Annotated in this window: 19 protein-coding genes; 11 read left to right on the top strand and 8 right to left on the bottom strand. The window is 69.3% G+C overall.

The window, feature by feature from the left end; translation table 11 throughout:
• Position 1: 1 nt before the first annotated feature.
• Genes ACGFNP_RS04070 through ACGFNP_RS04050 form a run of 5 tightly spaced genes read right to left on the bottom strand, consistent with a single transcriptional unit; the run spans position 2 to position 4137 of the window.
• Positions 2 to 847: a TatD family hydrolase gene (locus ACGFNP_RS04070; protein ID WP_393314560.1), complete on the bottom strand. Its 846-nt coding sequence runs from the start codon at positions 845 to 847 to the stop codon at positions 2 to 4.
• Entirely contained in the window at positions 848 to 1354 is a 507-nt protein-coding gene (locus ACGFNP_RS04065; protein ID WP_393314557.1) for an EboA domain-containing protein, read from the bottom strand.
• Positions 1299 to 2192 carry a sugar phosphate isomerase/epimerase family protein gene (locus tag ACGFNP_RS04060; RefSeq protein ID WP_393314554.1) on the bottom strand — a complete coding sequence of 298 codons (894 nt, stop codon included), beginning with the start codon at positions 2190 to 2192 and terminating at the stop codon, positions 1299 to 1301. The genes ACGFNP_RS04065 and ACGFNP_RS04060 overlap by 56 nt, the downstream gene beginning before the upstream one ends.
• On the bottom strand, positions 2162 to 3007 hold the full coding sequence (locus ACGFNP_RS04055; protein WP_393314552.1) for an SCO3242 family prenyltransferase: 846 nt from the start codon (positions 3005 to 3007) through the stop codon (positions 2162 to 2164). Before ACGFNP_RS04055 ends, ACGFNP_RS04060 begins: the two co-directional genes overlap by 31 nt.
• Positions 3004 to 4137: an inositol-3-phosphate synthase gene (locus tag ACGFNP_RS04050; protein ID WP_393314549.1), complete on the bottom strand. Its 1134-nt coding sequence runs from the start codon at positions 4135 to 4137 to the stop codon at positions 3004 to 3006. Before ACGFNP_RS04050 ends, ACGFNP_RS04055 begins: the two co-directional genes overlap by 4 nt.
• A 260-nt stretch (positions 4138 to 4397) precedes the next feature.
• Between ACGFNP_RS04050 and ACGFNP_RS04045 the strand changes: the two genes are divergently transcribed.
• From ACGFNP_RS04045 to ACGFNP_RS04020, 6 genes are all read left to right on the top strand, one after another.
• Positions 4398 to 5828: a sugar ABC transporter ATP-binding protein gene (locus ACGFNP_RS04045; protein ID WP_393316593.1), complete on the top strand. Its 1431-nt coding sequence runs from the start codon at positions 4398 to 4400 to the stop codon at positions 5826 to 5828.
• Positions 5829 to 6842 (top strand): ABC transporter permease, encoded by a 1014-nt coding sequence (locus ACGFNP_RS04040; protein ID WP_393314546.1) that lies wholly within the window; start codon positions 5829 to 5831, stop codon positions 6840 to 6842. It begins immediately after the preceding gene.
• Positions 6839 to 7789 carry an ABC transporter permease gene (locus ACGFNP_RS04035; protein WP_358329698.1) on the top strand — a complete coding sequence of 317 codons (951 nt, stop codon included), beginning with the start codon at positions 6839 to 6841 and terminating at the stop codon, positions 7787 to 7789. Before ACGFNP_RS04040 ends, ACGFNP_RS04035 begins: the two co-directional genes overlap by 4 nt.
• A complete protein-coding gene (locus tag ACGFNP_RS04030) occupies positions 7776 to 8972 on the top strand; it encodes an ABC transporter substrate-binding protein (RefSeq protein WP_393314543.1) in 1197 nt (398 codons plus the stop codon). Before ACGFNP_RS04035 ends, ACGFNP_RS04030 begins: the two co-directional genes overlap by 14 nt.
• Before the next feature lie 38 nt (positions 8973 to 9010).
• Positions 9011 to 9844 (top strand): sugar phosphate isomerase/epimerase family protein, encoded by an 834-nt coding sequence (locus ACGFNP_RS04025; protein WP_393314540.1) that lies wholly within the window; start codon positions 9011 to 9013, stop codon positions 9842 to 9844.
• 392 nt (positions 9845 to 10236) lie between these two features.
• Positions 10237 to 13713: a ThuA domain-containing protein gene (locus ACGFNP_RS04020; protein WP_393314537.1), complete on the top strand. Its 3477-nt coding sequence runs from the start codon at positions 10237 to 10239 to the stop codon at positions 13711 to 13713.
• A 364-nt stretch (positions 13714 to 14077) separates the two neighbouring features.
• Here the strand turns inward: ACGFNP_RS04020 and ACGFNP_RS04015 are convergent, their stop codons facing one another.
• Positions 14078 to 15310 carry an MFS transporter gene (locus ACGFNP_RS04015; protein ID WP_393314533.1) on the bottom strand — a complete coding sequence of 411 codons (1233 nt, stop codon included), beginning with the start codon at positions 15308 to 15310 and terminating at the stop codon, positions 14078 to 14080.
• An 81-nt stretch (positions 15311 to 15391) separates the two neighbouring features.
• On the opposite strand from ACGFNP_RS04015, the gene ACGFNP_RS04010 reads away from it, so the two are divergent.
• Positions 15392 to 15937, top strand: coding sequence for a CGNR zinc finger domain-containing protein (locus ACGFNP_RS04010; RefSeq protein WP_393314530.1), 546 nt, complete (start codon positions 15392 to 15394; stop codon positions 15935 to 15937).
• A gap of 270 nt (positions 15938 to 16207) precedes the next feature.
• On the opposite strand, the gene ACGFNP_RS04005 is transcribed toward ACGFNP_RS04010, so the two are convergent.
• Complete coding sequence (locus ACGFNP_RS04005; RefSeq protein WP_393314527.1) at positions 16208 to 17743, bottom strand: multicopper oxidase family protein; 1536 nt, start codon at positions 17741 to 17743, stop codon at positions 16208 to 16210.
• A 60-nt stretch (positions 17744 to 17803) separates the two neighbouring features.
• A complete protein-coding gene (locus tag ACGFNP_RS04000; protein ID WP_393314524.1) occupies positions 17804 to 18163 on the bottom strand; it encodes a DUF6153 family protein in 360 nt (119 codons plus the stop codon).
• 280 nt (positions 18164 to 18443) lie between these two features.
• Here ACGFNP_RS04000 and ACGFNP_RS03995 point away from each other — a divergent pair, with 280 nt between their 5' ends.
• The 4 genes from ACGFNP_RS03995 to ACGFNP_RS03980 are packed head-to-tail and all read left to right on the top strand — an operon-like array spanning position 18444 to position 22120.
• Complete coding sequence (locus ACGFNP_RS03995) at positions 18444 to 18725, top strand: metal-sensitive transcriptional regulator (RefSeq protein WP_358329727.1); 282 nt, start codon at positions 18444 to 18446, stop codon at positions 18723 to 18725.
• Positions 18726 to 18747: 22 nt separating this feature from the next.
• A complete protein-coding gene (locus ACGFNP_RS03990) occupies positions 18748 to 18960 on the top strand; it encodes a heavy-metal-associated domain-containing protein (protein WP_393314521.1) in 213 nt (70 codons plus the stop codon).
• Positions 18957 to 19853 (top strand): hypothetical protein, encoded by an 897-nt coding sequence (locus ACGFNP_RS03985; protein ID WP_393314518.1) that lies wholly within the window; start codon positions 18957 to 18959, stop codon positions 19851 to 19853. Before ACGFNP_RS03990 ends, ACGFNP_RS03985 begins: the two co-directional genes overlap by 4 nt.
• Before the next feature lie 23 nt (positions 19854 to 19876).
• Positions 19877 to 22120 (top strand): heavy metal translocating P-type ATPase, encoded by a 2244-nt coding sequence (locus ACGFNP_RS03980; protein ID WP_393314515.1) that lies wholly within the window; start codon positions 19877 to 19879, stop codon positions 22118 to 22120.
• Positions 22121 to 22206: the final 86 nt, after the last annotated feature.

Genomic DNA, 22206 nt, shown 5'->3' with positions numbered 1-22206 from the left:
GTCAGCCCCGCTTGATCGTGTTGCCGGCATAGTCCGGGCCGGCTTCCGAGCCGGTCTCGAGGTCGAGGCGGCAGCTCTGCCCGTAGAACGCGACCGGATTGCGCCACAGCACCCGATCCACATCGTCCGCGCCGAAGCCGGCCGCGAGCATGGCATCGGCTACCTCGCGCGTCTTGAGCGGGTCGCTGCGACCCCAGTCGGCGGCCGAGTTCACCAGCATCCTGTCCGTGCCGTACTCCTTGAGCAGGGCCACCATCCGGTCCGGGTCCATCTTGGTGTCGGGGTAGATCGAGAATCCCATCCAGCAACCCGAGTCCGCGACCATGCCGACGGTCAGCTCGTTGAGGTGGTCGACGAGCACCCGCACAGGGGGTATCCCAGCGGCCCGGACCACGTCGAGCGTCCGGCGGGTGCCCGCGGCCTTGTCCCGATGCGGAGTGTGCACGAGCACCGGAAGGTCATTCTCCTGCGCCAAGGCGAGCTGGGCCTCGAAGGCCCGTTCCTCCTCCGCGGTCATCGAGTCGTAGCCGATCTCGCCGACCGCGACGACGGAGCCCTTCAGCAGGTATCGCGGCAACTCGGCCAGCACCCCCGCGCACCGCGGATCGTTCGCCTCCTTCGGGTTGAGCGCGAGCGCGCAGCGGTGGTGGATGCCGTACTGCGCGGCGCGGTACGGCTCCCAGCCGAGCAGCGCGTCGAAGTAGTCGAGGAAGCTGCCCACGTTGGTACGGGGCTGCCCCAGCCAGAAGGCGGGCTCGACGACGGCCCGGACCCCCGCTGCGTGCATGCGCTGGTAGTCGTCGGTGGTCCGGGAGGTCATGTGGATGTGGGGATCGAAGATGCGCATTCAGCTCCTCTCCAGGACGTCGCGCGGGACGGGCCGGTCGGCCGCCCGCAGTTCCGCCGCGTAGTCCGACAGCATCCGGGCCAGTTCGGCGTCGAAGCGGCGGTCCAGCCCGGCCACCGCCGCCAGCGGGATCGACATGAAGACGCACTTGAGCACCCCTTGCCGGAAGGAGTGGTCGTCCAGCCACGTCGAGCCGTACGGGCCGAGGGCCGCGGCGACCAGTCGCGCGTCATTGGTGCGCAGCGCGTCCTCCACCAGCCCGACCGCCGTCCCTCCCAGGTCGAGCTCATGCAGGACGGTCAGGATCGCCAGCCGCTCGCCGCTGTCGCCGGCCTCGTACAGGCCGCGGATCACCGCGTGGTCGCCGTGCAGCGCGCCGAGCAGCGCGCGGCGGGCACCGGGGCCGCCCCGCCGTTCGGCCTGCGGGAAGAGCCGGTGGATCGCGCACGGGTCAGCCTCGACCTGCCGGACGGCCCGTGTCAGCCACTCCTGTGCCGGCTCGTTCATGCGCTCTCCTCAAGAAGTCGATCGAGCGGCGGGCGACCTGCGGGGCCGCATGGCTGTGCCGGGCCAGCTCCACGGCCACCAGACCCGAGTAACCGTGCAGAGCGGCGAGCACCGGCACGAAGTCGATCTCCCCCTCGCCGAATTCCAGGTGCTCGTGGACTCCTCGGCGCATGTCCTCGATCTGCACGTGCACGGTGTGCAGCAGCGCCCGGCGGAGACAGGTGTCCAGGTCCTCCCGCTCTACGCAGTGGCAGTGCCCGATGTCGAGGGTGAGACCGAACCGACGATGGGCGCCGAGCATCGCACGCAGCCGCTCGAACCCATCCAAATCGGCGACGAGCATCCCGGGTTCGGGTTCGAATCCCAGCGTGACGCCCACCTGGTCGGCCGCGTCGAGCAGCCGCGCGCACTGGCGGGCCAGCCGCGTGTACGCCTCCGTCTCCGGCATGCCGCCGGGCCGTACCCCGCTCCACAGATGCACCACGGGAGCGCCCAGATCGGCGGCGACCCGTATCGCGGTGGTCAGGAACTCCACTCTGCGCTCGGCGTCGTCGCTGATGAGGGTCGGATGGTGTTTGCGCAGGGGATCGAGGGTGTAACGCCCGCCCGTCTCGACGACGGCATCGAGGCCGAGGCGTTCGAGGAGCCCGGCGATTCGCGACACCTCCGCGGCCAGGCCGGGGGAGTGGGGGTCGAGATGACCGTGGTCGAGCGTGATCGCCGCACCGGTGTACCCCAGATCGGCCAAGACCCCGAGCGCCTCGGGAAGCCGGTGGCCGGCGAAGCCGTTGGTGCAGTAGGCCCACTTCACGATGTCGCCAGCCGGGACGAGAGCCACCTTCCGAGGGGCAGCGAACACAGCAACGCGCCCGCCGTCGCGAACCGCCCGCCACCGGCGACCGCCGCCGCCTGGAGCGGGATCAGGCCGAGGATGCTCAGGCGGACGGCCTGCCGCACGCTCTCGGGGTCGGGACGGGCCCGTAATCCGGCCTGGACCTGGAGGGTGGAGGCGAGATAGCCGGCGATGAGGACGCCCGCTCCGGCCCGGGCGGCGGCTCCGTTGCGCACGCAGGAGATGGCCGCGAGCCCGGCCGCCGCGGTGCTGGCCACGAACGCGCACTCGGCGGTCCCGCGTGCCGCCCCCGTCACCTCGGCCCGGCCCAGGACGCTGATCCCGTAGGTGTGCGCGCCTATCGCCAGCGCCGCCGGCACGGCGGCCCCGGCCTGCTCGCCCGCGCCCAGGAGCACGTCCAGCACACGACAGGCCGCCATCGACGCCGGTCCGGCCGCCGTCCGTTTGAGGCCCAGGTCGTAGGCCCACACCGCACCGGCCAGCAGGCCGGCGACGGTGAGAGCGCGTCGGCCGCCGGCGAGGGCGGCGGTGGCGAGGCCCGCGCCGGTCAGGGCGGCCGCGAGCCCGAGCGCGGCGCCCGGGCGGACCCGGCCTGACGGGATCGGGCGCTCAGGACGCTCGACGGCGTCCGCCTCACGGTCTGCCCAGTCGTTGAGCGCCATTCCCGACCAGTACATGAGCACCGACGCCAGGGCCAGGCCGGGTGCCGGACGCCGCCCCGCGGCGGCGGCCCCCGCCATGCTGTCCCCCGGCACCGACAGCGCGGCCGGTGCGCGGACCAGCTCGAGCATCGCCCTCATGACAGCTCCTCGGCGAAGGCGCGCAGCCGGGCGTACTGGGCGGCCAGCGCGTGCTCGTCCGTCCCCAGCGGGCTCTTGAAGAAGTAGCCGAGCTCGGGCAGGACGCCGTGCCGCCCTTTCTCGTGCGCACGGGCGACCAGCCGGGCCAGGTCCAGGACTAGCGGAGCGGCCAGCGCCGAATCGCAGCCCTGCCAGGTGAACTGCAGCGTCATCCGCACGCCGAGAAAGCCGTCGAAGGTCACGTGGTCCCAGGCGGTCTTCCACTCTCCGAGATCCGGGACATAGTCGATGTGCGTCTCACCCTCGACGGGTCCTCCCAGGACCTTCGCGACGACCTGGTCCTTGGAGAGCTGCTTGCTGGATCTGGCGGCCGGATCGGCGAGTGTCGCCCCGTCGCCGCCGCCGAGGAGGTTGAGCCCGGACCAGGAGCGGACCGGCAGCGCCCGGTCGGCGAACATGGGCGCCAGGGCGCTCTTGACCAGGGTCTCGCCGGTCTTGCCGTCGCGTCCCGCGTAAGGCACGCCCCGCCGGGCGGCGAGTTCCGCCAGGGCGGGCAGGGTCGGCCCGGTGGAGGGGGTGAACTCCACATAGCCGCACCCGGCGTGGAAGGCCGCATAGGCGTACAGCGAACTCGGCGGCAGGACGTCGTCCCCCGCGGCGAGCCGCTCCTCGAGGTCGGCCAGCCTCTCGAACTCGGGGTGCGGACCCACCGGGGGCTCGGTCGACGACAGGTTGACGACGACCACCCGGGCCAGCCCGTGCCGGGCGCGGAAGCCGGCGATGTCGCCGATCAGCCGGGTCGCGGCCCGGCCGCCGTCGCCGGTGACGTAGCCGGGCCGGATCTCGGCGTCGGCGGCGTCCAGATCGGACGCGAGCAGCCCCGGCAGGTCCGGTGACATGACCCCTGCTCTGCCCAGCTGCTCGGCGCGCTTGCGTAAGGACGTCTCGGTGATGTCATGGCCGCCGAAAGCCAGTTCGGTCAGCGGAACCAGGTGCCCGGGAAAGCCGGGGGACTCGCTCACGCATCCTTGGGGGGTCGCTGCTCCCGCCCTGATGGCCGCGGCGCCGACGATGGCAGTGGTCGCCACGGATCCCCGTGCCCCGATAAGCCACACACCGAGCTTGTCCATGAAAGCTCCATCGTGTCGGGACTAGCCCTGGATGCGGAAGGCATCCGATATGTAAGTATCTGCGATGGTATGAGTTAATTTTGTTAATGGTCAAGCATAAGCAGGCTTATTGTTTGTCCAATCATCCGCCGCTTACCGGCATCACCGCTCGTATCAGGTGCGAGCTCTGCTTGACCGTCGATATAAGCCCGCTTAGCATCCCGCAGGATGAGAGATATAAGCCGGGAACTTGCCGATAGCCGGTGGGCCGCGTGCTGAGCATGCGCGGCATCGGCAAGAGCTTCCTGGGCGTGCGGGTGCTGTCCGGAGTGGACCTGGACGTGACGGCCGGTGAGGTCCACGCCGTCGTCGGCGAGAACGGCGCCGGCAAGTCCACCCTGATGAAGATCATCTGCGGGATTCACGCGCCGGACGAGGGCACGATCGAGATCGACGGTCGCCCCATCTCCTTCGGCCACCCGCTCGAGGCGCAGCGCTCCGGCATCGCGATCATCCACCAGGAGTTCAACCTGCTGCCCGAGCGCACCGTCGCCGAGAACGTCTTCCTCGGACGTGAGCCCGTCAGGCGCGGCCTGGTCGACCGGACCGCCATGGAGACGGCGACCGCACGGCTCCTCGACGAGCTGGGTGAGGACCCCTTCGGCCCCCGCGACGCCGTCAAACGCCTGTCGGTGGCACAGCAGCAGCTTGTCGAGATCGTCAAGGCGTTGTCGGTGAAGGCCCGGCTCGTCGTCATGGACGAGCCCAGCGCGGCGCTCGCCGAGCACGAGGTCGAGCTGCTTCACCGGCTGATCGGGCGGCTGAGGGAACGCGGCGTCGCCGTCGTGTACATCTCCCACCGATTACGCGAGGTGTTCGACCTCGCCGACCGGGTCACCGTGCTCAAGGACGGCTCGCGCGTCACCACGTGCCCGATCGGCGAGGTGACCCCTGACGAGCTGATCCGCCTGATGGTGGGCCGCGACCTCGCCACCTACTTCCCGCCCCGCTCGGCGGGCGCCGGCGAGGTTCGGGTCAGCCTCCGCGGAGCGGGCAACCACAAGCTCCGCGACATCGACCTGGAGCTGCGTGCCGGGGAGATCGTCGGCATCGCGGGCCTGCAGGGATCCGGCAGATCGGAACTCGCTAGAGCGATCTTCGGCGCGGAGCCGTTCACCACGGGCGAGATGAGCCCGTCGCGCCCGCGCTCGGTCCGGGAAGGCGTGGCCATGGGCATCGGGCTGGTGACCGAGGACCGCAAGGCCGAAGGGCTCGCATCGCGCCAGTCCGTGCGCGACAACGCCCTGCTCGTCGCCCGCGCAGTTGGCGCCAGGCACCGCAACGACCTCCGCGACCTGCTCCAACGGGTACGCCTCTCGCCTCCGCGCCAGGAACAGGAGGTCCGCTACCTGTCCGGAGGCAACCAGCAGAAGGTCGTGCTCGCCAAATGGATGACGATGGCGCCGCGGGTGCTGCTCTTCGACGAACCGACCCGGGGCGTCGACGTCGGAGCCAAGGCCGCGATCCACGACCTGATGCGCGAACTGGCGAATGACGGCATGGCCATCATGATGATCTCTTCCGAGCTGCCCGAGCTCATCGGCATGAGCGATCGCGTCGTCGTCCTGCGCGACGGCCGCGTCGCGGGCACCTTGCCGGCCGGGGCCTCCGAGGAGGCCATCATGCGCCTGGCCGCCGGAGAGGTGGCCTGAATGAACCTGCTCGTGCGCGTCCGCCGTCCCGCCCGCCGCGGTGAGGCGCGCGGCGGCCTGGCGGCGCGGTTGCGCGAACCCACGCAGGTGGTGTTCCTCGCGCTGCTCGCTCTGGTCGCGGTCGGCTGGGCCCTCGTCGCGCTCCATGGCGACCAGTTCCTCACCATGGAGAGCGTCGTCGGGATCCAGCAGCGTTCGGCGGCGCTCGGCATCGTGGCGATCGGGCAGACGCTGGCGATCCTCGCCGGGTCGCTGGACCTGTCCGTGGCGTACCTGATCAGCCTGGCCTCGCTCGTCGCGGCGGAGATCATGGCGGGCCAGGACGGGAACATCGTGCCCGCGGTCGCCGCGGTGCTGGCCATCAGCGCGCTGGTGGGGCTGGTGAACGGGCTGGTCATCACCGGGCTCCAGGTTCACGCCTTCATCGCCACGCTCGGCGTCGCCCTGATCATCAAGGGCATCGTGGACCACCTGTACGACGGCCCGGCGGGCAAGGTGCCCGAGTCGTTCCAGCTCCTCGGCTACTCCCGCCTCGGGCCGATCCCCGTCTCCGCCATGCTCTGGGCGGGCGTGGCCGTCTTGGCCTGGTTCCTGCTGAGCAGGACCCGGCTGGGATACCGGATCTACGCGGTGGGCGGGAACGAGGAGGTCGCCCGCCTGTCGGGGATCCGTACGGGCCGCGTCATCGTGATCACCCACATGCTCTGCTCCGTCTGCGCCGGCGTCGCGGGCCTGCTGCTGGCCGGCAGGCTGGGGGCGGGGGCGCCCACAGTCGGCACCGACGGGGGCTACGACCTGGAGTCCATCGCCGCGGTCGTGCTCGGCGGGACCGCACTGGCCGGCGGCAAGGGCGGTGTCGCCGGAACCGTGGGCGGGGTCCTGCTGCTGGCCGTCCTGGACACCATCTTCAACCAGCTCGAGGTCAACTCCTTCGTCAAGGACGTGGTCCGCGGCGTGGTCATCGTCATCGCGGTGGCCGTCTACGCCCGGCGCGGAACAAGGCGGTCGGCATGAAGCGGGCACTTCCCATCCTCGCGGTCCTCGTGGTGCTGCTGGCCGCGATCGCGGTCGTGAACCCCTACTTCCTGGAGCCCGCCGGGTTCCTGGCGTTCCTCAAACGGGCCGCGCCGCTGGTGATCCTCGCCGCGGGCCAGTATTTCGTCATCGTCTCCGGCGAGTTCGACCTGTCGGTCGGCTCACTGGTGACGGCCGAAGTGGTGATCGCCGCGCGGCTCATCGACGGCGACGAGTCCGCCACCTGGCCGGTCCTCGCCCTGCTGATCGTCCTCGGGCTCTTCGTCGGACTGCTCAACGGCGTGGTCACCACCAAGTTGCGGGTGCCGTCGTTCATCGTGACGCTCGGCATGCTGCTCGTCCTCAGCGGGGCGGTCTTCCTCTGGACCGGCGGCGCGCCGCGTGGCGCGCTGTCGGCGGGCTTCCGGACGTTCGGCCGCGGCGGGCTCGGGCCGGTGCCGTGGTCGGTGCTGATCCTGCTGGCCGTGGGCGCGGCGGCGATCTGGCTCACGCGCGCCGATTTCGGCAAGACGCTCATCGCCACCGGTGACAACGAGCGTGCCGCGGCACTGTCCGGGGTCCGGGTCGACCGGGCCAAGATCTTCGCCTTCCTGCTCTCCGGTCTGGCCGCGGCCGTCGCGGCGATCCTGCTCGGCGGCTTCGCCGGCGTCTCGGCCCAGGCGGGCCAGGGACTGGAGTTCTCGGCCATCACCGCGGTCGTGCTCGGCGGCGTGGTGCTCGGCGGCGGCCGCGGCTCCGTGCTCGCCGCCATGGCCGGTGCTTTCACGCTGGAGGCGTTGTTCACCCTGCTCAACCTGTACGGAATCTCGGGGGCGCTGGAGTTCACCGTGCAGGGCGTCATCATCATCGCCGCGGTCGCGGCGGGAGCCATCCGGCTTCCCCGGAAGTTCACCCCCCGAAGAGGAGACGCACATGCCGCGTCATAAGGCCGCGGTCGCCGTGGTCACCACGCTCGTCCTCGCCGGCTGCACCACCGACAAGCCGGCGGCCACCACACAACCCGCGGCGCCCGCCGCGAGCGCTCGGGGTTCGGGCACGGGCGCGCAGTCGAAGTTCTTCGTGCGGGCGGACTTCGACGCCCAGCTGGCGATGCGCTCCCAGACGCCGCAGGGGCCCACGGACAAGCCCTGGGAGCAGGCCATCTCCCCGAAGATGGTCGACACGGCGAAGTACAAGAAGGACGGGCCGTACCACCTGTGCTTCTCCAACGCCGCGGTCAACAACCCCTGGCGCCAGGTCGGCTGGAAGACGATGCAGGCAGAGGCCGGCCTGCACAAGGAGATCGAGAAGTTCACGGCCCTCGACGCCGAGGGCAAGGACGACAAGCAGATCTCCGACATCGCCGAGTTGCAGGCCAAGGGCTGCGACGCGCTGATCGTCTCGCCGAACACCACGGCCACGCTCACCCCCGCCGTGACGGCCGCCTGCGGGAAGGTGCCCGTCATCGTGTTCGACCGGGGTGTGGAGACGGACTGCCCGGTGACGTTCATCAAGCCCATCGGCGGCTACGCCTTCGGCGCCGACGCCGCCGAGTTCCTGGTCGAGAAGGTGCCGGCGGGCGGGAAGGTGCTGGCGCTGCGCATCCTGCCGGGCGTGGACGTGCTGGAGACCCGCTGGTCGGCGGCGAAGGTGGCCTTCGACAAGAGCCGGCTCCAGGTGGTGGGGGTGGAGTTCACCGACGGCGACGCCGCCAAGACCAAGAGCATCGTCAGTGACTACATCCAGCGGCACGGCAAGATCGACGGCGTCTGGATGGACTCGGGCGCCACGGCGGTGGCGGCGATCGAGGCGTTCGAGGACGCGGGCGTGCCGGTGCCGCCGATCAACGGCGAGGACCAGCAGGACTTCCTGCAGAAGTGGAAGGACGCGGGCCTCACCGCCGTCGCACCCACCTACCCCACCTACCAGTGGCGCACGCCGATCATCGCCGCGCTGAAGATCCTCAAGGGCGCGGAGGTGCCCAAGATGTGGAACCTGCCGCAGCCGAAGGTCACCAGCGAGAACCTGTCGACCTATCTCAAGCCCAACATGCCGCCGCTGCACTACGCCCTGTGCGGTTGTGAGGACCTTCCCGGGTTCCCGGAGGCCTGGGGCGGGAAGAAGAGCTGATCGGCTCCTTCCGCGAACCGACGACGAAGAGGGACGCCATGTTCTCCATCGGAGTGAACACCTGGGTCTGGGTCTCCCCGCTGACCGACGACGACCTGGCGCGGCTTGCGCCCCGCATCGCCGGATGGGGCTTCGACGTCATCGAGCTGCCCGTCGAGCAACCCGGCGACTGGAACCCGGACAAGGCCGCGGCGGTGCTGGCCGAGCACGGGCTGGCCGCGTCCGTGGTGCTGGTCATGCCGCCGGGGCGCGAGCTCGTGGCCGCCTCCCCGGAGACCGTCCGCGACACCCAGGACTATCTGCGGCACTGCGTCGACGTGGCGGTGACCGTCGGCTCCCCGGTGATCGGGGGGCCGGCGTACGCCTCGGTCGGCCGTACGTGGCGGCTGTCACCGGACGAGCGCCGGGCGGTCTACGCCGAGTTGCGTGAGCGGCTGCGGCCTGTCCTGGACTACGCGGCCGAGCATGGGGTGAGGCTCGCGGTCGAGCCGCTCAACCGGTACGAGACCAGCCTCGTCAACACCGTCGAGCAGGCCCTCGACGCGCTGCCTGAGGACTGCCACCTGGCGCTCGACACCTACCACATGAACATCGAGGAGAAAGACCCCGCCCAGGCGGTGCGGGTCGCGGCGGATCGGATCGCGCACGTGCAGGTGTGCGGCACCGATCGCGGCACGCCGGGGGCCGACCGCTTCGACTGGCCCGGCTTCACCCGAGCCCTGCACGACGTCGGCTATCGAGGGCCGCTCGTCATCGAGTCGTTCACCGCCTACAACCAGACCATCGCCACCGCGGCCTCCATCTGGCGGCCCCTCGCGAAAAGCCAGGACGCGCTGGCCGTGGACGGCCTCGCCTACCTGCGCACCCTCTGATCAAGGACTCATTGGGCGAGCCGGCGGCATCCGGCCATGAAAGTTTCATACTTATTTACTGGCTTTTCTTGCCCCATTGAATGTCGGTAGGACGGCGCAGCACTCGCGATACCGCCTGTACCTGCAGATTTCCGATAAAGGAAGCGAGACCCTGGCCAGGAGAAGCGGAAAGGTGGTCGTGGATCAGCTGGCCGGATAAGCATGCTTGACACCTACCTTGGCCCGACCTATTTTCGTTTCGAATCGATTCGACACCTTGTCGCATGGTCAGGCCCCGCCGCCCGGATCGATGGGTGGGCCGCTGCTGAAGACGACCGGCATCGGCCGAGACGACGCACGCCTTCCCGCCCTTCAGCTCCGACCGTTGCCGGTAACCCCCCAGGAGATCCTTCATGCGAAGATCACGCCTGCTTTCCGCCCTCGCCGCGGCCTTATTAGGGCTGTGGCTGTCCGCGGTGCCGCTGGCGGCGCACGCGGCCGCTCCGCAGTTCAAGGTGCTGCTGTTCAGCAAGACCGCGAGCGGCGCCTACCGGCATGACTCCATCCCCGCCGGTGTCGCGATGTTCCAGCAGCTGGCGGCCGACAACAACTTCCAGCTCGACCAGAGCGAGGACTCCGCCGTCTTCACGACCGCGACCCTGAACACCTACGACGCTGTGATCATGCTGCAGACCAGTGGCATGGTGTGGGACAACGACGCCCAGCGTCAGGCTTTCCAGGCGTACGTGCGCAGCGGCCACGGCGTCGTCGCGATCCACAACGCCACCGACATGAACATCGAGACGCAGTTCCCCTGGTGGGACCAGGTCGCCCTGGCCGGCGCGCACATGACCGCGCATTCGGCGATCCTGCAGGGCACCGCCAAGGTGGCCGACAAGGTTCACCCTTCCACGAAGGGGCTGCCGGATCGGTGGGTGCGCTCGGAGGAGTGGTACAACTTCGACAAGAACCTGCGGGGCTCGGTGCACGTGCTGGTGAGCGCGGACGAGACCACCTATGACGCGGGGCCCAGCAAGATGGGTGCCGATCACCCGATCTCCTGGTGTCACAATCCGGAGGGCGGCCGGGTGTGGGCCACCGCGATGGGCCACCAGGCGTCCTCCTATTCGGAGTCGCCGTTCAAGCAGCACCTGCTGGGTGGGGTGAAGTGGGCGGCGGGTGCGGCGCCGGGTGACTGCGGCGGCACCGTCGCGGCCCGGTTCCAGAAGGTGACCCTCGACGGCGCACCGGACCAGCCGATGGAACTCGACGTGGCCGGCGACGGCAGGGTCTTCTACGTTTCGCGCTCGGGCAAGGTGAATCTGATCCCCGCCAATGGCGGGGGCACGCGCGTCATCGCCACCCTGCCGGTGTACGACGGCGGTGAGGACGGTGGCATCGGGCTGGCGCTGGATCCGAACTTCGCCACCAACGGCTGGATCTTCGTCAACTATTCGCCGTCCAATGGCGGTGAGGTGAACCGGGTATCGAGGTTCACCTTCAACGGCACCAGCCTCGATCTGGCGAGTGAGAAGAAGATCATCGACGTTCCGGCGTACCGGAACGTCGACGAACCCGGCCACACCGGCGGCTACCTCGCCTTCGGGCCGGGCGGGAACCTGTACATCGGCCCGGGTGACGACACCAATCCCAACGGGTCCAGCGGCTACGCCCCGATCGACGAGCGGCCGGGCCGGGAGCATTACGATGCCCAGCGGTCCGCGGCCAACACCAACGACCTGCGCGGCAAGATCCTGCGCATCCACCCCGAGCCCGACGGCACCTACACGATTCCGTCCGGCAACCTGTTCACGTCCGGCACCGCCAAGACGCGGCCGGAGATCTACGCGATGGGCTTCCGCAACCCGTTCCGCTTCTCGGTCGACAAGGTGACGGGCTGGATCTCGCTGGGTGACTACGGCCCGGACGCCGGCGCCGCGAACCCCAGTCGCGGTCCCGAGGGCACCGTCGAGTGGAACCTGATCAAGCAGCCGGGCTTCTACGGCTGGCCGTACTGCGTCGGTAACAACATCCCGTTCAACGACTACAACTTCGCCACCAACACCTCCGGCGCGAAGTTCAACTGCTCGGCACCGGTCAACGACTCGCCCAACAACACCGGCGTGACCAGTTTGCCCGCGGCCAAGCCCGCGACCGTCTGGTACAACTACCATGCCTCGGCCGAGTTTCCCGAGATCAACTGCTGCGGCGGTGCCGCCCCGATGGGCGGCCCCTTCTACCGCTACGACCCGGCCAGTGGCTCTGACCGCAAGTTCCCCGAGTATTTCGACGGCACGCCGTTCCTCTATGAATGGAGCCGCAACTTCGTCAAGGAGTTCCGGCTGGACTCCTCGGGCAACCTCCTGAAGATCAACCCCTTTGTGGCACAGCTCGCCCCGCATGCGCCGATCGACATGAAGTTCGGTCCGGACGGCGCCCTGTACATGGCCGACTGGGGCAACGGCTTCGGCCACGAGAACACCGATGACAGCGTCTATCGGGTCGACTACGTGGTCGGAAACCGCGCACCCCTGGCCAAGGCAAACGCCAACCCTGACTCGGGCGCGGCGCCGCTGACGGTGGCGTTCTCCTCGGCCGGCTCGTCCGACCCCGACGGCGACGCGATCACCTACGCGTGGGACTTCGGCGACGGCGGGACCTCCACCAGCGCCAACCCGTCCCACACCTACAGCGTCAACGGGACCTACACCGTCAAACTGACCGTACGGGACTCCGGCGGGAAGACAGGCAGCGTCACGTTGCCCATCGTCGTCGGCAACACCCGTCCCAAGGTCGTCTTCTCGGCTCCGCCCGACGGCGGGTTCATCGACTTCGGCGACCGAGTGGCCTACACGGTGAACGTCACCGACCTCGAGGACGGCGCCGTCGACTGCACCAAGGTCAACGTGATCACGGCGCTCGGCCATGACCAGCACGCCCACGACACCGGCCAGTACACCGGTTGCTCCGGAACGGTCACGACCACCGCCTCCGGCCATGACGAGGCGTCCAACGTCTACTACGCCCTGTCCGCCGACTACACCGACAAGGGCGGTCTGAAGGGCAGCGCCGGCATCACCCTGCAGCCCAAGCACAAGCAGGCCGAGCACTTCACCGGCTCGTCCGGAATCCGGATCGTCGACGAGCCCGGAGCCGAAGGCGGCAGGCGCATCGGCGACATCTCCAACAACGACTGGACTTCCTTCAGCCCGATCAACCTGTCCGGGATCGACACGGTGTCCTTCCGGGTCTCGGCGCCGTCCAACACCGGGGCGTCCATCGAACTGCACGCCGACTCGCCGACCGGGGCGCTCATCGCCTCCAGTCCCGTGACGGCCACCGGCGGATGGAACACCTACGCGTCCCTGCCCGCGGTGCGGGTCACCGACCCCGGTGGCACCCGCAATGTCTACGTCGTGTTCAAGGCGTCGTCGGCGAACTCGTTCGACGTGGACTCGTTCACCTTCAACGGCAAGGGCGTCGGGCAGGGTGACGGCCCGCCCCCCGGCAGCACGAGCGCGCTGCGGGGTGTGGGGTCGAACCGGTGCCTCAACGGAGCCTCGTCGACGAACGGCACACAGATGCAGATCTTTGACTGCAACGGGCAGTCCGGCCAGCAGTGGACGTCGACCGCCGTGGGTGAGCTGCGGGTGTTCGGCAACAAGTGCCTGGACGTGAACGGGGCCGGGACGGCGGACGGCACTGCCGCGATCATCTGGGACTGCAACGGGCAGAACAACCAGAAGTGGCGCCTCAACGCCGACGGCACGATCACGGCGGTGGGGGCGAACAAGTGCCTGGACGTCGCCGGCGCCGGCACCGCCAACGGCACCAAGGTGCAGATCTGGGCGTGCAACAGCCAGAACAACCAGAAGTGGACCCGCGTCTGAACGCCATGTGACGTCCGCACCCTGGAGCCGGCCCGCCCTCCTGCGGCGGCTCCAGCGGTCTGGGCGGCGGGGGTATTTTTTACAGGTCAGAGAGCAGTTCCGAGTCGGCAGGCGAAGAGCGAGGCGGCGGATCGGCTGGTGCGGTCTGTTCCTGGGGTTGCCCGTCCACCTTCAGGTGGTCGCTCAAGCACCGGCACGGCTGTGCCTACCTGACGCGACGACTGGACGATCATTCCCGCGCCGCGGCGATCGCCGTTGCGCTGGACGACGCCCTGACCGTCGTAGGCGAGGACTGACCCGGGCCTCGCTTTCCTACTGTCCAAATGCGCCTACGAGCAATCTCTACCTGGCCCTCGGTTGAGCCTCAGTTGTCAGCCTTGTGATCAGATTCGCGGTGAGGGCCCTCGGTCGGCACTGCCATGGGCGTCGGTACGGGCGAGACGAACCGGCAGGCGACGGTTGCCAGAATCGCACCCGTCAGGGCCGCGGCCGTGGCGGCGCCGAACGCGGCGCCGCCGGTGGCGTGGGGACCAGTGAGCTGGCCGGCGACGGCGGTGCCCAGGCCGTAGCCGGTCCACATGAAGGTGTTGAGCCAGGCGAAGACCTCGGTGCGGTAGCGGGCGGGGGCATGGTCGGCGAGCAGGGCTGGCACAACGGCGTCGCGCGGTCCGGTCACCAGTCCGATGAGAGTGATCAGTACGGCGAGTGCCGCGAAGCCGGGTGCCCAGGCCCCGCCGAGCAGGACGGCTGCCTCGGCGAGTGAGAGCAGGACGAGCAGGCGACTGCCGGTGATGGGCCATGCCCGCGCGCCGTAGCCGAGGGTGCCGAGGAGGGCGCCGGCTGACAGTAGGCCCATCATCACGCCGGCGGAGGCGGCCGAGCCGAAGGCGGTGGCCGAGGCGACCGTGGCAATACGCAGGCAGCCGAAGGTGAAGGTGCCGAAGGCGGCGACGGTCAGCAGCAGGAGGGTGCGCCGGTGGGTGAGCGGCCCGGCCAGGTGAAACTTGCCTGGCGGGGTGGGCGCGGCCTGCCGTATCGCGGGGGAGGTCAGAAGTAGCGCGGTGCCGAGCAGTACGGCGGCACCGGCGGCGGTCACCACGCTGTGGGCTGGGATGACCCAGGTCAGGACCGGCACGAACAGGGGGCCGGCGATGAACATCAACTCGTTGACGGCGTTGTCGACCGCGTAGGCCACGGACAGGGAGGCGGCGGGGACGAGGCGTGGCCAAGCGCTTCTGATGACGGATCCGGCGGGCGGGGTGGTGGCGCCGAGCAGTACCGCCGCGCTGATCATCAGGGCAGGTGGGGCGAGCAGAAGCAGGGCGTAGGCGAGGGCGTGGGCGGTCAGGTAGCCAGTCAGCACCGGTCGCGGGCCGTACCGGTCGGCGAGACGTCCGCCGAGCGGCGCGCACGTGGCCAGGGCTAACGCGTGGCCGGTGAGCACGAGTCCGGCGGTGGAGTAGGAGCCAAGCCGGTCGACAGCGGCCAGCAGCAGGGCGAGGCTGAGTACAGGCGTGCCCAGCTTGACGATGAGCCCGGCGATGAGCAAGTTGAGGACGCCCGGATGGGCTAGCAGACGGCGATAGGGCGCGAACATTGAGGCTCCGTTACTATCTAACTCGATTACGCCTATAACACAAGGAAAGGTGTTACTGGTCAAGTGGAGATAGCCTGTAACGTGACTCGGCAGGCTCCGCTGATCGCTGAGCTGGTCAATCTGGCCACGACGCGCTCGCGGGGTGGCGGCTCGGTGAAGCCGCTGTCGGGAGAGGACCTGGCGACGGCGTTCGCCGCCCAGTTCGGCGACCGTACGAGCGCGGCCCTGCGCGCTGTTCCGGACGCGGGGGAGCGTCTGGCCGAGCTGGCCACCGAGTTGCGGCATGCGCTGCTGGCCGAGCGTCCGGCGGACCAGGCCGCCCGCATCAACGCGATGATCCGCAAGTACGGGGCGCAACCGTACCTGGTCGAGGACGTCGGCCAGCCGTTCCACCTGCACTTCCACGGTTCGTTCGGTACTCAGGTGGAGGCCCTCGGCGGCGAGTTCGCCACGGCGCTGGCCCTCATCGTGGACGGCTACGGCCCCGACCGCTTCGGGATATGCGAGGCGCACCAGTGCGAGGCGGTCTATATCGACCTGACCCGCAACGCCTCCCGCCGCTACTGCAGCACGGCGTGTACGGCCCGCGCCAAGACCGCCGCCTACCGCAGCCGCCGCCAATCCTGATCAAGCTTTGTGGTGCTCCTGCAGGAGACGGGTCGCTTCCCGGACCTGTTCGGTGTGTGCGGACTCGATCAGGTGCGGCTTGACGTCCACTAGAGGGAGCCGTCCGGCGTGGTCCTCTTCTAGCGCGGATCTTGACCATCGGTCTCGGCGACGACTCCCGTACGCCGATCACTCCTTCGCGGTCCCATTGGCCGGCGGCCGCCGCCTGGGGCAGGTCCACGAGACGGTCTGTCGCTTGAAGCCTGCCCAGGGGACAGCACGGTAGCTCGGTCAGGTTTGCTCGTAGCCGAGCAACGTCATCATGCCGGACTCGGCGTGGTAGACGTTGTGGCAATGGATCATCCAGATGCCCGGGTTGCCGGCCTGGAAGTCGACGTCGAGGGTGCTGTTCGGCAGGACGATCGCGGTGTCCTTGCGGGCACCGCTCTGCAGGGCGAAGGTGTGACCGTGCAGGTGCATGGGGTGCCACATCGTGGTGCGATTGACGAAGGACAGGCGCACCCGTTCCCCGGAGCGAATCGGTGTGATGATCTTTGGGTCGTACTTGCGGCCGTTGATCGCCCAGTCGTAGGCCATCATGCCGCCGGTGAGCTCCAGCTTGACGGTGCGGTCCGGCTGCTTGGACGGCAGCCGCGCGGAATCGTCTGCCCGGAGGTCGGCATAGCGGATCACCGTGCCGTCGAGTTCGCGAGGGCGCTGGTCCGCGCGTGGGGCCCGGGACTGTTCGCTGGTACGGATGAGGGCGCGGGCGGTGGCGTTCTTGCCTTCGGCCAGCGCGACCAGGGGGAAGACGCCGTCCTTGAGGGTGACGAGCACGTCGTAGCGCTCGCCCATGCCGATGAGCAGTGCCTGCGTGTCGGTGTGCCGTACGGGGAAGCCGTCGGTGTGGGTGACGGTCAGGCGGTGTTCGGCCAGGGCGACGCGGAAGGCGGTGTCGCCGCCGGCGTTGATCAGGCGGATGCGCAGCCGGGTGCCGGGCTTGGCGGTGAAGGTCTCCGGCTGGGTGGGGAGGCGGCCGTTGAGCAGGAAGTGCGGGTAGCGGACGTCGCCCGCGTCGCCGCCGAGCAGCGGGCTCCTCGCGCCCATCAGCATGTGGCCGCCCTTGCCTGGCGATGAGCTGGGCGATGGGCTGGGGGACGCGCCGTCGCCCATCATGCCGCCGTGGTTCATGCCGCCCATGCCTCGGGAGAGCTCGGCCAGGACGTCCTCTGGAGTTCCGGTGACGCCGTCGAGCCAGTCGTCGAGGACGACGACCCACTCCTCGTCGTAGCCGAGCGGCTCGCGTGGATCCTCGACGATCATCGGCGCGTACAGGCCACGGTCGAGCTGGGTGCCGGAGTGCGGGTGGAACCAGTACGTGCCCGGGTCGGGTGCGGTGAACTCGTAGACGTACCCGGCACCGGTCTTGACCGGCTGCTGGGTGACGCCGGGCACGCCGTCGGCGTCGTTGCGCAGCGCCAGGCCGTGCCAGTGGATGCTGGTGTCAGCGGGAAGTCGGTTGTCCAGGCGGGCGCGTACTGTCTCGCCGACGTTCACCCGGATCGGGGTGCCGGGGATGCGGCCGTCGTACGCCCAGGTCCGTACGGTCAGGCCGCCGAGGTCGGCCTGGGTCTCGGCGGCGACCAGGCGGAAATCCCTGACAGCGCCCGGGCGGCGGGCCTGCTCGGCGGCGCGCACCTGAGTCCCGGTCGGGGTGACGAAGGAGGGGGAGGAGGTACGGCTCTCATTGCCGCTGCAGGCTGTGAGGGCGGCCCCGCCGAGCAGGCCGAGGCCGGTTTTGAGCAGGGTGCGTCGATCGATGGTCATGGTGATGCCTCGCTTGGAAGGTCGTACAGGGAAGGGATCGAGAGCTGGTCCGGGGACGCTCTAGATCCGCAACACGACCGTGCGAGTCGGCGGTGGGTCGCGCAGAACCTGTGACCAGAGCCGCAACCAGCGGCCGGTACGGGAGGGTGCGCTGGAGGTGCGGCGACCGCGCGACTCCAGGCAGAGCAGGAGCACACCCATGCCGATGATCGCCAAGCACACCCAGCCCGCCATGGTGGCGTGGTCGCCGGCAGGAGGCTGTCCGGTGTGGGAGAGGCTGGTGGCCTGCATGGAGGAATGGTGGGTGTCGATGGACATGCCGGGTTCGCTGAGATGGCCCAGCGAGTGCATCGCCACAACGCCGAGCACCAAAGCTACGAGCAACACTAGTCGCAAGACCATGCGATGTGCTCGGCTCATGCCTCCAGAATAGTGCCACCGCCTATTGTGCATAGTATTTCCGGTCCAGGACTTGTCGTCGTGTCGAGCACCGCATCTCGGCGCCGTCGGGTCGCGGTCGAGGGCGGGCTGCCCGTGCTGTCCAGCGCCGCCTCGAGTGTCGCCGGGAGGCTTCGGCGGGCCCTTCGAGCACGCCTGGTTTGCGGATCACGTGTGGCATTTCAACATTCCGAGGTTCGGCTGGAATACGGTAGGGGGGTATGGTGTTGTTCTCGGCGACGCACCCGACGGGAGGCTGGACATGGCCGGATACAGCAACAGCAAGCAGGATCACGCGACGCGGCTGCGTCGCGTCGAAGGGCAGATCCGCGGCCTGCAACGGATGGTCGACGAGGACAAGTACTGCATCGACATCCTGACCCAGGTGTCGGCGGCGACCAGCGCGCTGAAGTCGTTCTCCCTGTCGCTGCTGGAGGAGCACCTGGCCCACTGTGTTGCCGAGGCCACTCTGAAGGGCGGCCCCGAGGCGGACGCCAAGGTCAAGGAAGCCTCCGATGCCATCGCCAGGCTCGTCCGTTCTTGACCGCGTTGAAGGAGACATTGATATGAGCACCGCTACTTACACCGTTAAGGGCATGACCTGCGGACACTGCGTCAGCTCGGTCAAGGAAGAGGTCGGCGAGGTGCCCGGCGTGACGAACGTCGAGGTGGACCTGGCCAGTGGCCTGCTGACCGTTGCCAGTGACGGCCCGGTTGGCGCGGCGAAGATCGCCGCCGCTGTCGAGGAGGCCGGCTACGAGGTGGTGAGCGGGTCATGAATACCGCCGCCAAACTCGGCTCCTACGTCCTCGGGCTCGCCGTCGTCTTCGGCGGCGCCCTGGGCGCGGGCAAGGTGGTGGGCCCGATCGGCGCCCCACCGGCCGAGGACCACGCCGCAATGGCGATGCCTGCCGAGCAGGCGAAGAGTGATACCCCTGGGGGGCTCCAAGTGTCCGAAAACGGCTACACCCTCAACGCGCTCACCACGGCGATCAAGCCGGGCGAGCCCACCGATTTCCAATTCACCGTGATCGGTCCCGATGGCAGGCCGGTGACTGATTACCAGGTGGAGCACGACAAGAAGCTGCACTTCATCGTCGCGTCCCGGGATCTGACGAGTTTCCAGCACCTGCACCCGGTCGAGGCAGGGGGCGGTGTCTGGTCGGTCAAGCTGACGCTGCCCGAGGCGGGCGCCTACCGTGCGTTCGCCGATTTCGCCCCCACCGGCGGCAGCGGGCTGACCCTCGGCACCGATCTGTCCGTCGCAGGCGCCTACCAGCCGAAGGCGTTGCCTCCGGTCAGCCGTACGGCGACGGTCGACGGCTACACGGTCACCCTCGAAGGGGACCTGCTTCCGGGCAAGGCCAGCAAGCTCACCCTCAAGGTCAGCAAGGACGGCAAGCCGGTCACCGACCTGCAGCCGTACCTGGGCGCGTACGGCCATCTGGTCGCACTGCGCGCCAAGGACCTGGCCTACCTGCACGTACACCCCGAGGCCGGCGAGAAGGCGGGGCCGGAGATCACCTTCTACGCCGAGGTGCCCTCCGGTGGTGACTACCGGCTGTTCCTGGACTTCCAGCACCAGGACAAGGTCCGTACCGCCGACTTCACCGCCGAGGCGGCACCCGCGACGGCGGGCACTCCGGCCGCCGAAGACACGCACGGCCACTGATCGAGACAGGAAGGAGAACGGTGATGTCTTCTATCACTGATGACCGTCCGCTCAACGCGGTCGAACTCTTGATCGGCGGCATGACCTGCGCGTCGTGCGCCAACCGGATCGAGCGCAAGCTGAACAAGCTGGACGGCGTCACGGCCACGGTCAACTACGCGACGGAGAAGGCGAAGGTCACCTTTTCCGACGACCTCGACCCTCAGACGCTGATCAGCGAAGTCGAGAAGGCCGGCTACAGCGCCGCCCTGCCCGCGCCGCCCAGGAGCGAGACGGCGACGGCCGAGGAAGAGGCGCAGGACGAACTGCGTCCGCTACGCAGCCGTCTCATCACCTCGGTGGTGCTGGCGGTGCCGGTGATCGCGATGGCGATGATCCCGCCGCTGCAGTTCACCAACTGGCAGTGGCTGTCGCTGACGCTGGCCGCGCCGGTGGTGGTCTACGCGGGCTGGCCGTTCCACAAGGCCGCCTGGACCAACCTGCGGCACGGCGCCGCCACGATGGACACGCTGATCTCGATCGGCACCATCGCTGCGCTGGGCTGGTCGCTGTGGGCGCTGTTCTTCGGCATCGCGGGCACGCCCGGCATGACGCACCCGTTCGCCTTCACCATCGAGCGCACCGACGGCTCCGGCAACATCTACCTCGAAGCCGCAGCGGGGGTCACCGCGTTCATCCTGGCCGGGCGCTACTTCGAGGCCCGTTCCAAGCGCCGCGCCGGCGCCGCGTTGCGGGCCCTGCTGGAACTGGGAGCCAAGGACGTCGCGGTACTGCGCGACGGCGTCGAGACCCGCGTCCCCAGCGACCAGCTTCAGGTCGGGGACCGGTTCGTGGTGCGACCCGGCGAGAAGATCGCCACCGACGGGATGATCGAAGAGGGCACCTCAGCGGTTGACGCCTCCATGCTGACCGGCGAATCCGTGCCGGTCGAGGTCGGGGTCGGCGACGCCGTCACCGGCGCCACCGTCAACGCCGGCGGCCGCCTGATCATCCGCGCGACCAGAGTCGGCGCCGACACCCAACTGGCCCAGATGGCCAAGCTGGTGGAGGACGCGCAGACGGGCAAGGCACAGGTCCAGCGGCTGGCCGATCGGATCTCCGGCATCTTCGTGCCGATCGTGATCGCCCTGGCCATCGGCACCCTCGGGTTCTGGCTGGGCACCGGTGACGGCGTGGGCGCGGCGTTCACCGCCGCGGTGGCGGTGCTGATCATCGCCTGCCCGTGCGCGCTGGGCCTGGCCACGCCGACGGCGCTGCTGGTCGGCACCGGGCGCGGCGCCCAGCTGGGCATCCTGATCAAGGGACCGGAGGTGCTGGAGTCCACGCGCCGGATCGACACGATCGTGCTGGACAAGACCGGCACGGTGACCGAGGGCAAGATGACGCTGACCGGCGTTCATCTGGCCGAAGGTCAGGACGAGAGCGAGGTGCTGCGGCTGGCGGGAGCGCTGGAGCACGCCTCCGAGCACCCGATCGCCCAGGCCATCGCCAAGGGCGCCGCCGCCCGCATCGGTGACCTGCCCACCCCCGAGGACTTCGCCAACGTCGAAGGCCTCGGCGTCCAGGGCATCGTGGACGGGCACGCGGTGCTGGTCGGCCGCCCCAGGCTGCTGGCCGAATGGTCGCAGCACCTGCCCGTCGAGCTGGAACGCAAGCTGGCCGACGAGCAGGCCGCCGGGCGCACCGCGGTGGCGGTGGGCTGGGACGGCGAGGCCCGCGCCGTGCTCGTGGTCGCTGATGTGGTCAAGCCGACCAGCAAGGAAGCCATCGCGCAGCTTCGCGGCCTCGGCCTCACACCGGTCCTCTTGACCGGTGACAACGAGGCCGTGGCCCGGACGGTGGCCGCCGAGGTGGGCATCGACGAGGTGATCGCCGAGGTGCTACCCGCCGACAAGGTGGACGTGGTCAAGCGGCTGCAGACCGAGGGCAAGGTCGTGGCCATGGTCGGCGACGGCGTCAACGACGCCGCCGCGCTGGCCCAGGCCGACCTGGGGCTGGCGATGGGCACCGGCACCGACGCCGCCATCGAGGCCTCCGACCTGACCCTGGTCCGCGGCGACCTGCGGGTGGCCGCTGACGCTCTGCGCCTGTCCCGCCGCACGCTGGCCACCATCAAGGGCAACCTGTTCTGGGCGTTCGCCTACAACGTGGCCGCCCTGCCGCTGGCCGCGCTCGGGCTGCTCAACCCGATGATCGCCGGAGCCGCGATGGCGTTCTCCAGCGTCTTCGTGGTCAGCAACAGCCTGCGGCTGCGCCGCTTCAAGTAACCCCCCATCCGATGGCTCCGAGCAGCACCGCTCGGAGCCATCGGCATGTCACGTCGGATGGGCAGTCGCAGCCGATCGCCCATCCG

This window comes from Nonomuraea sp. NPDC049269, assembly GCF_043197155.1.
GTDB lineage: Bacteria > Actinomycetota > Actinomycetes > Streptosporangiales > Streptosporangiaceae > Nonomuraea.
This window is presented reverse-complemented; position numbering and strand designations above follow the sequence as displayed.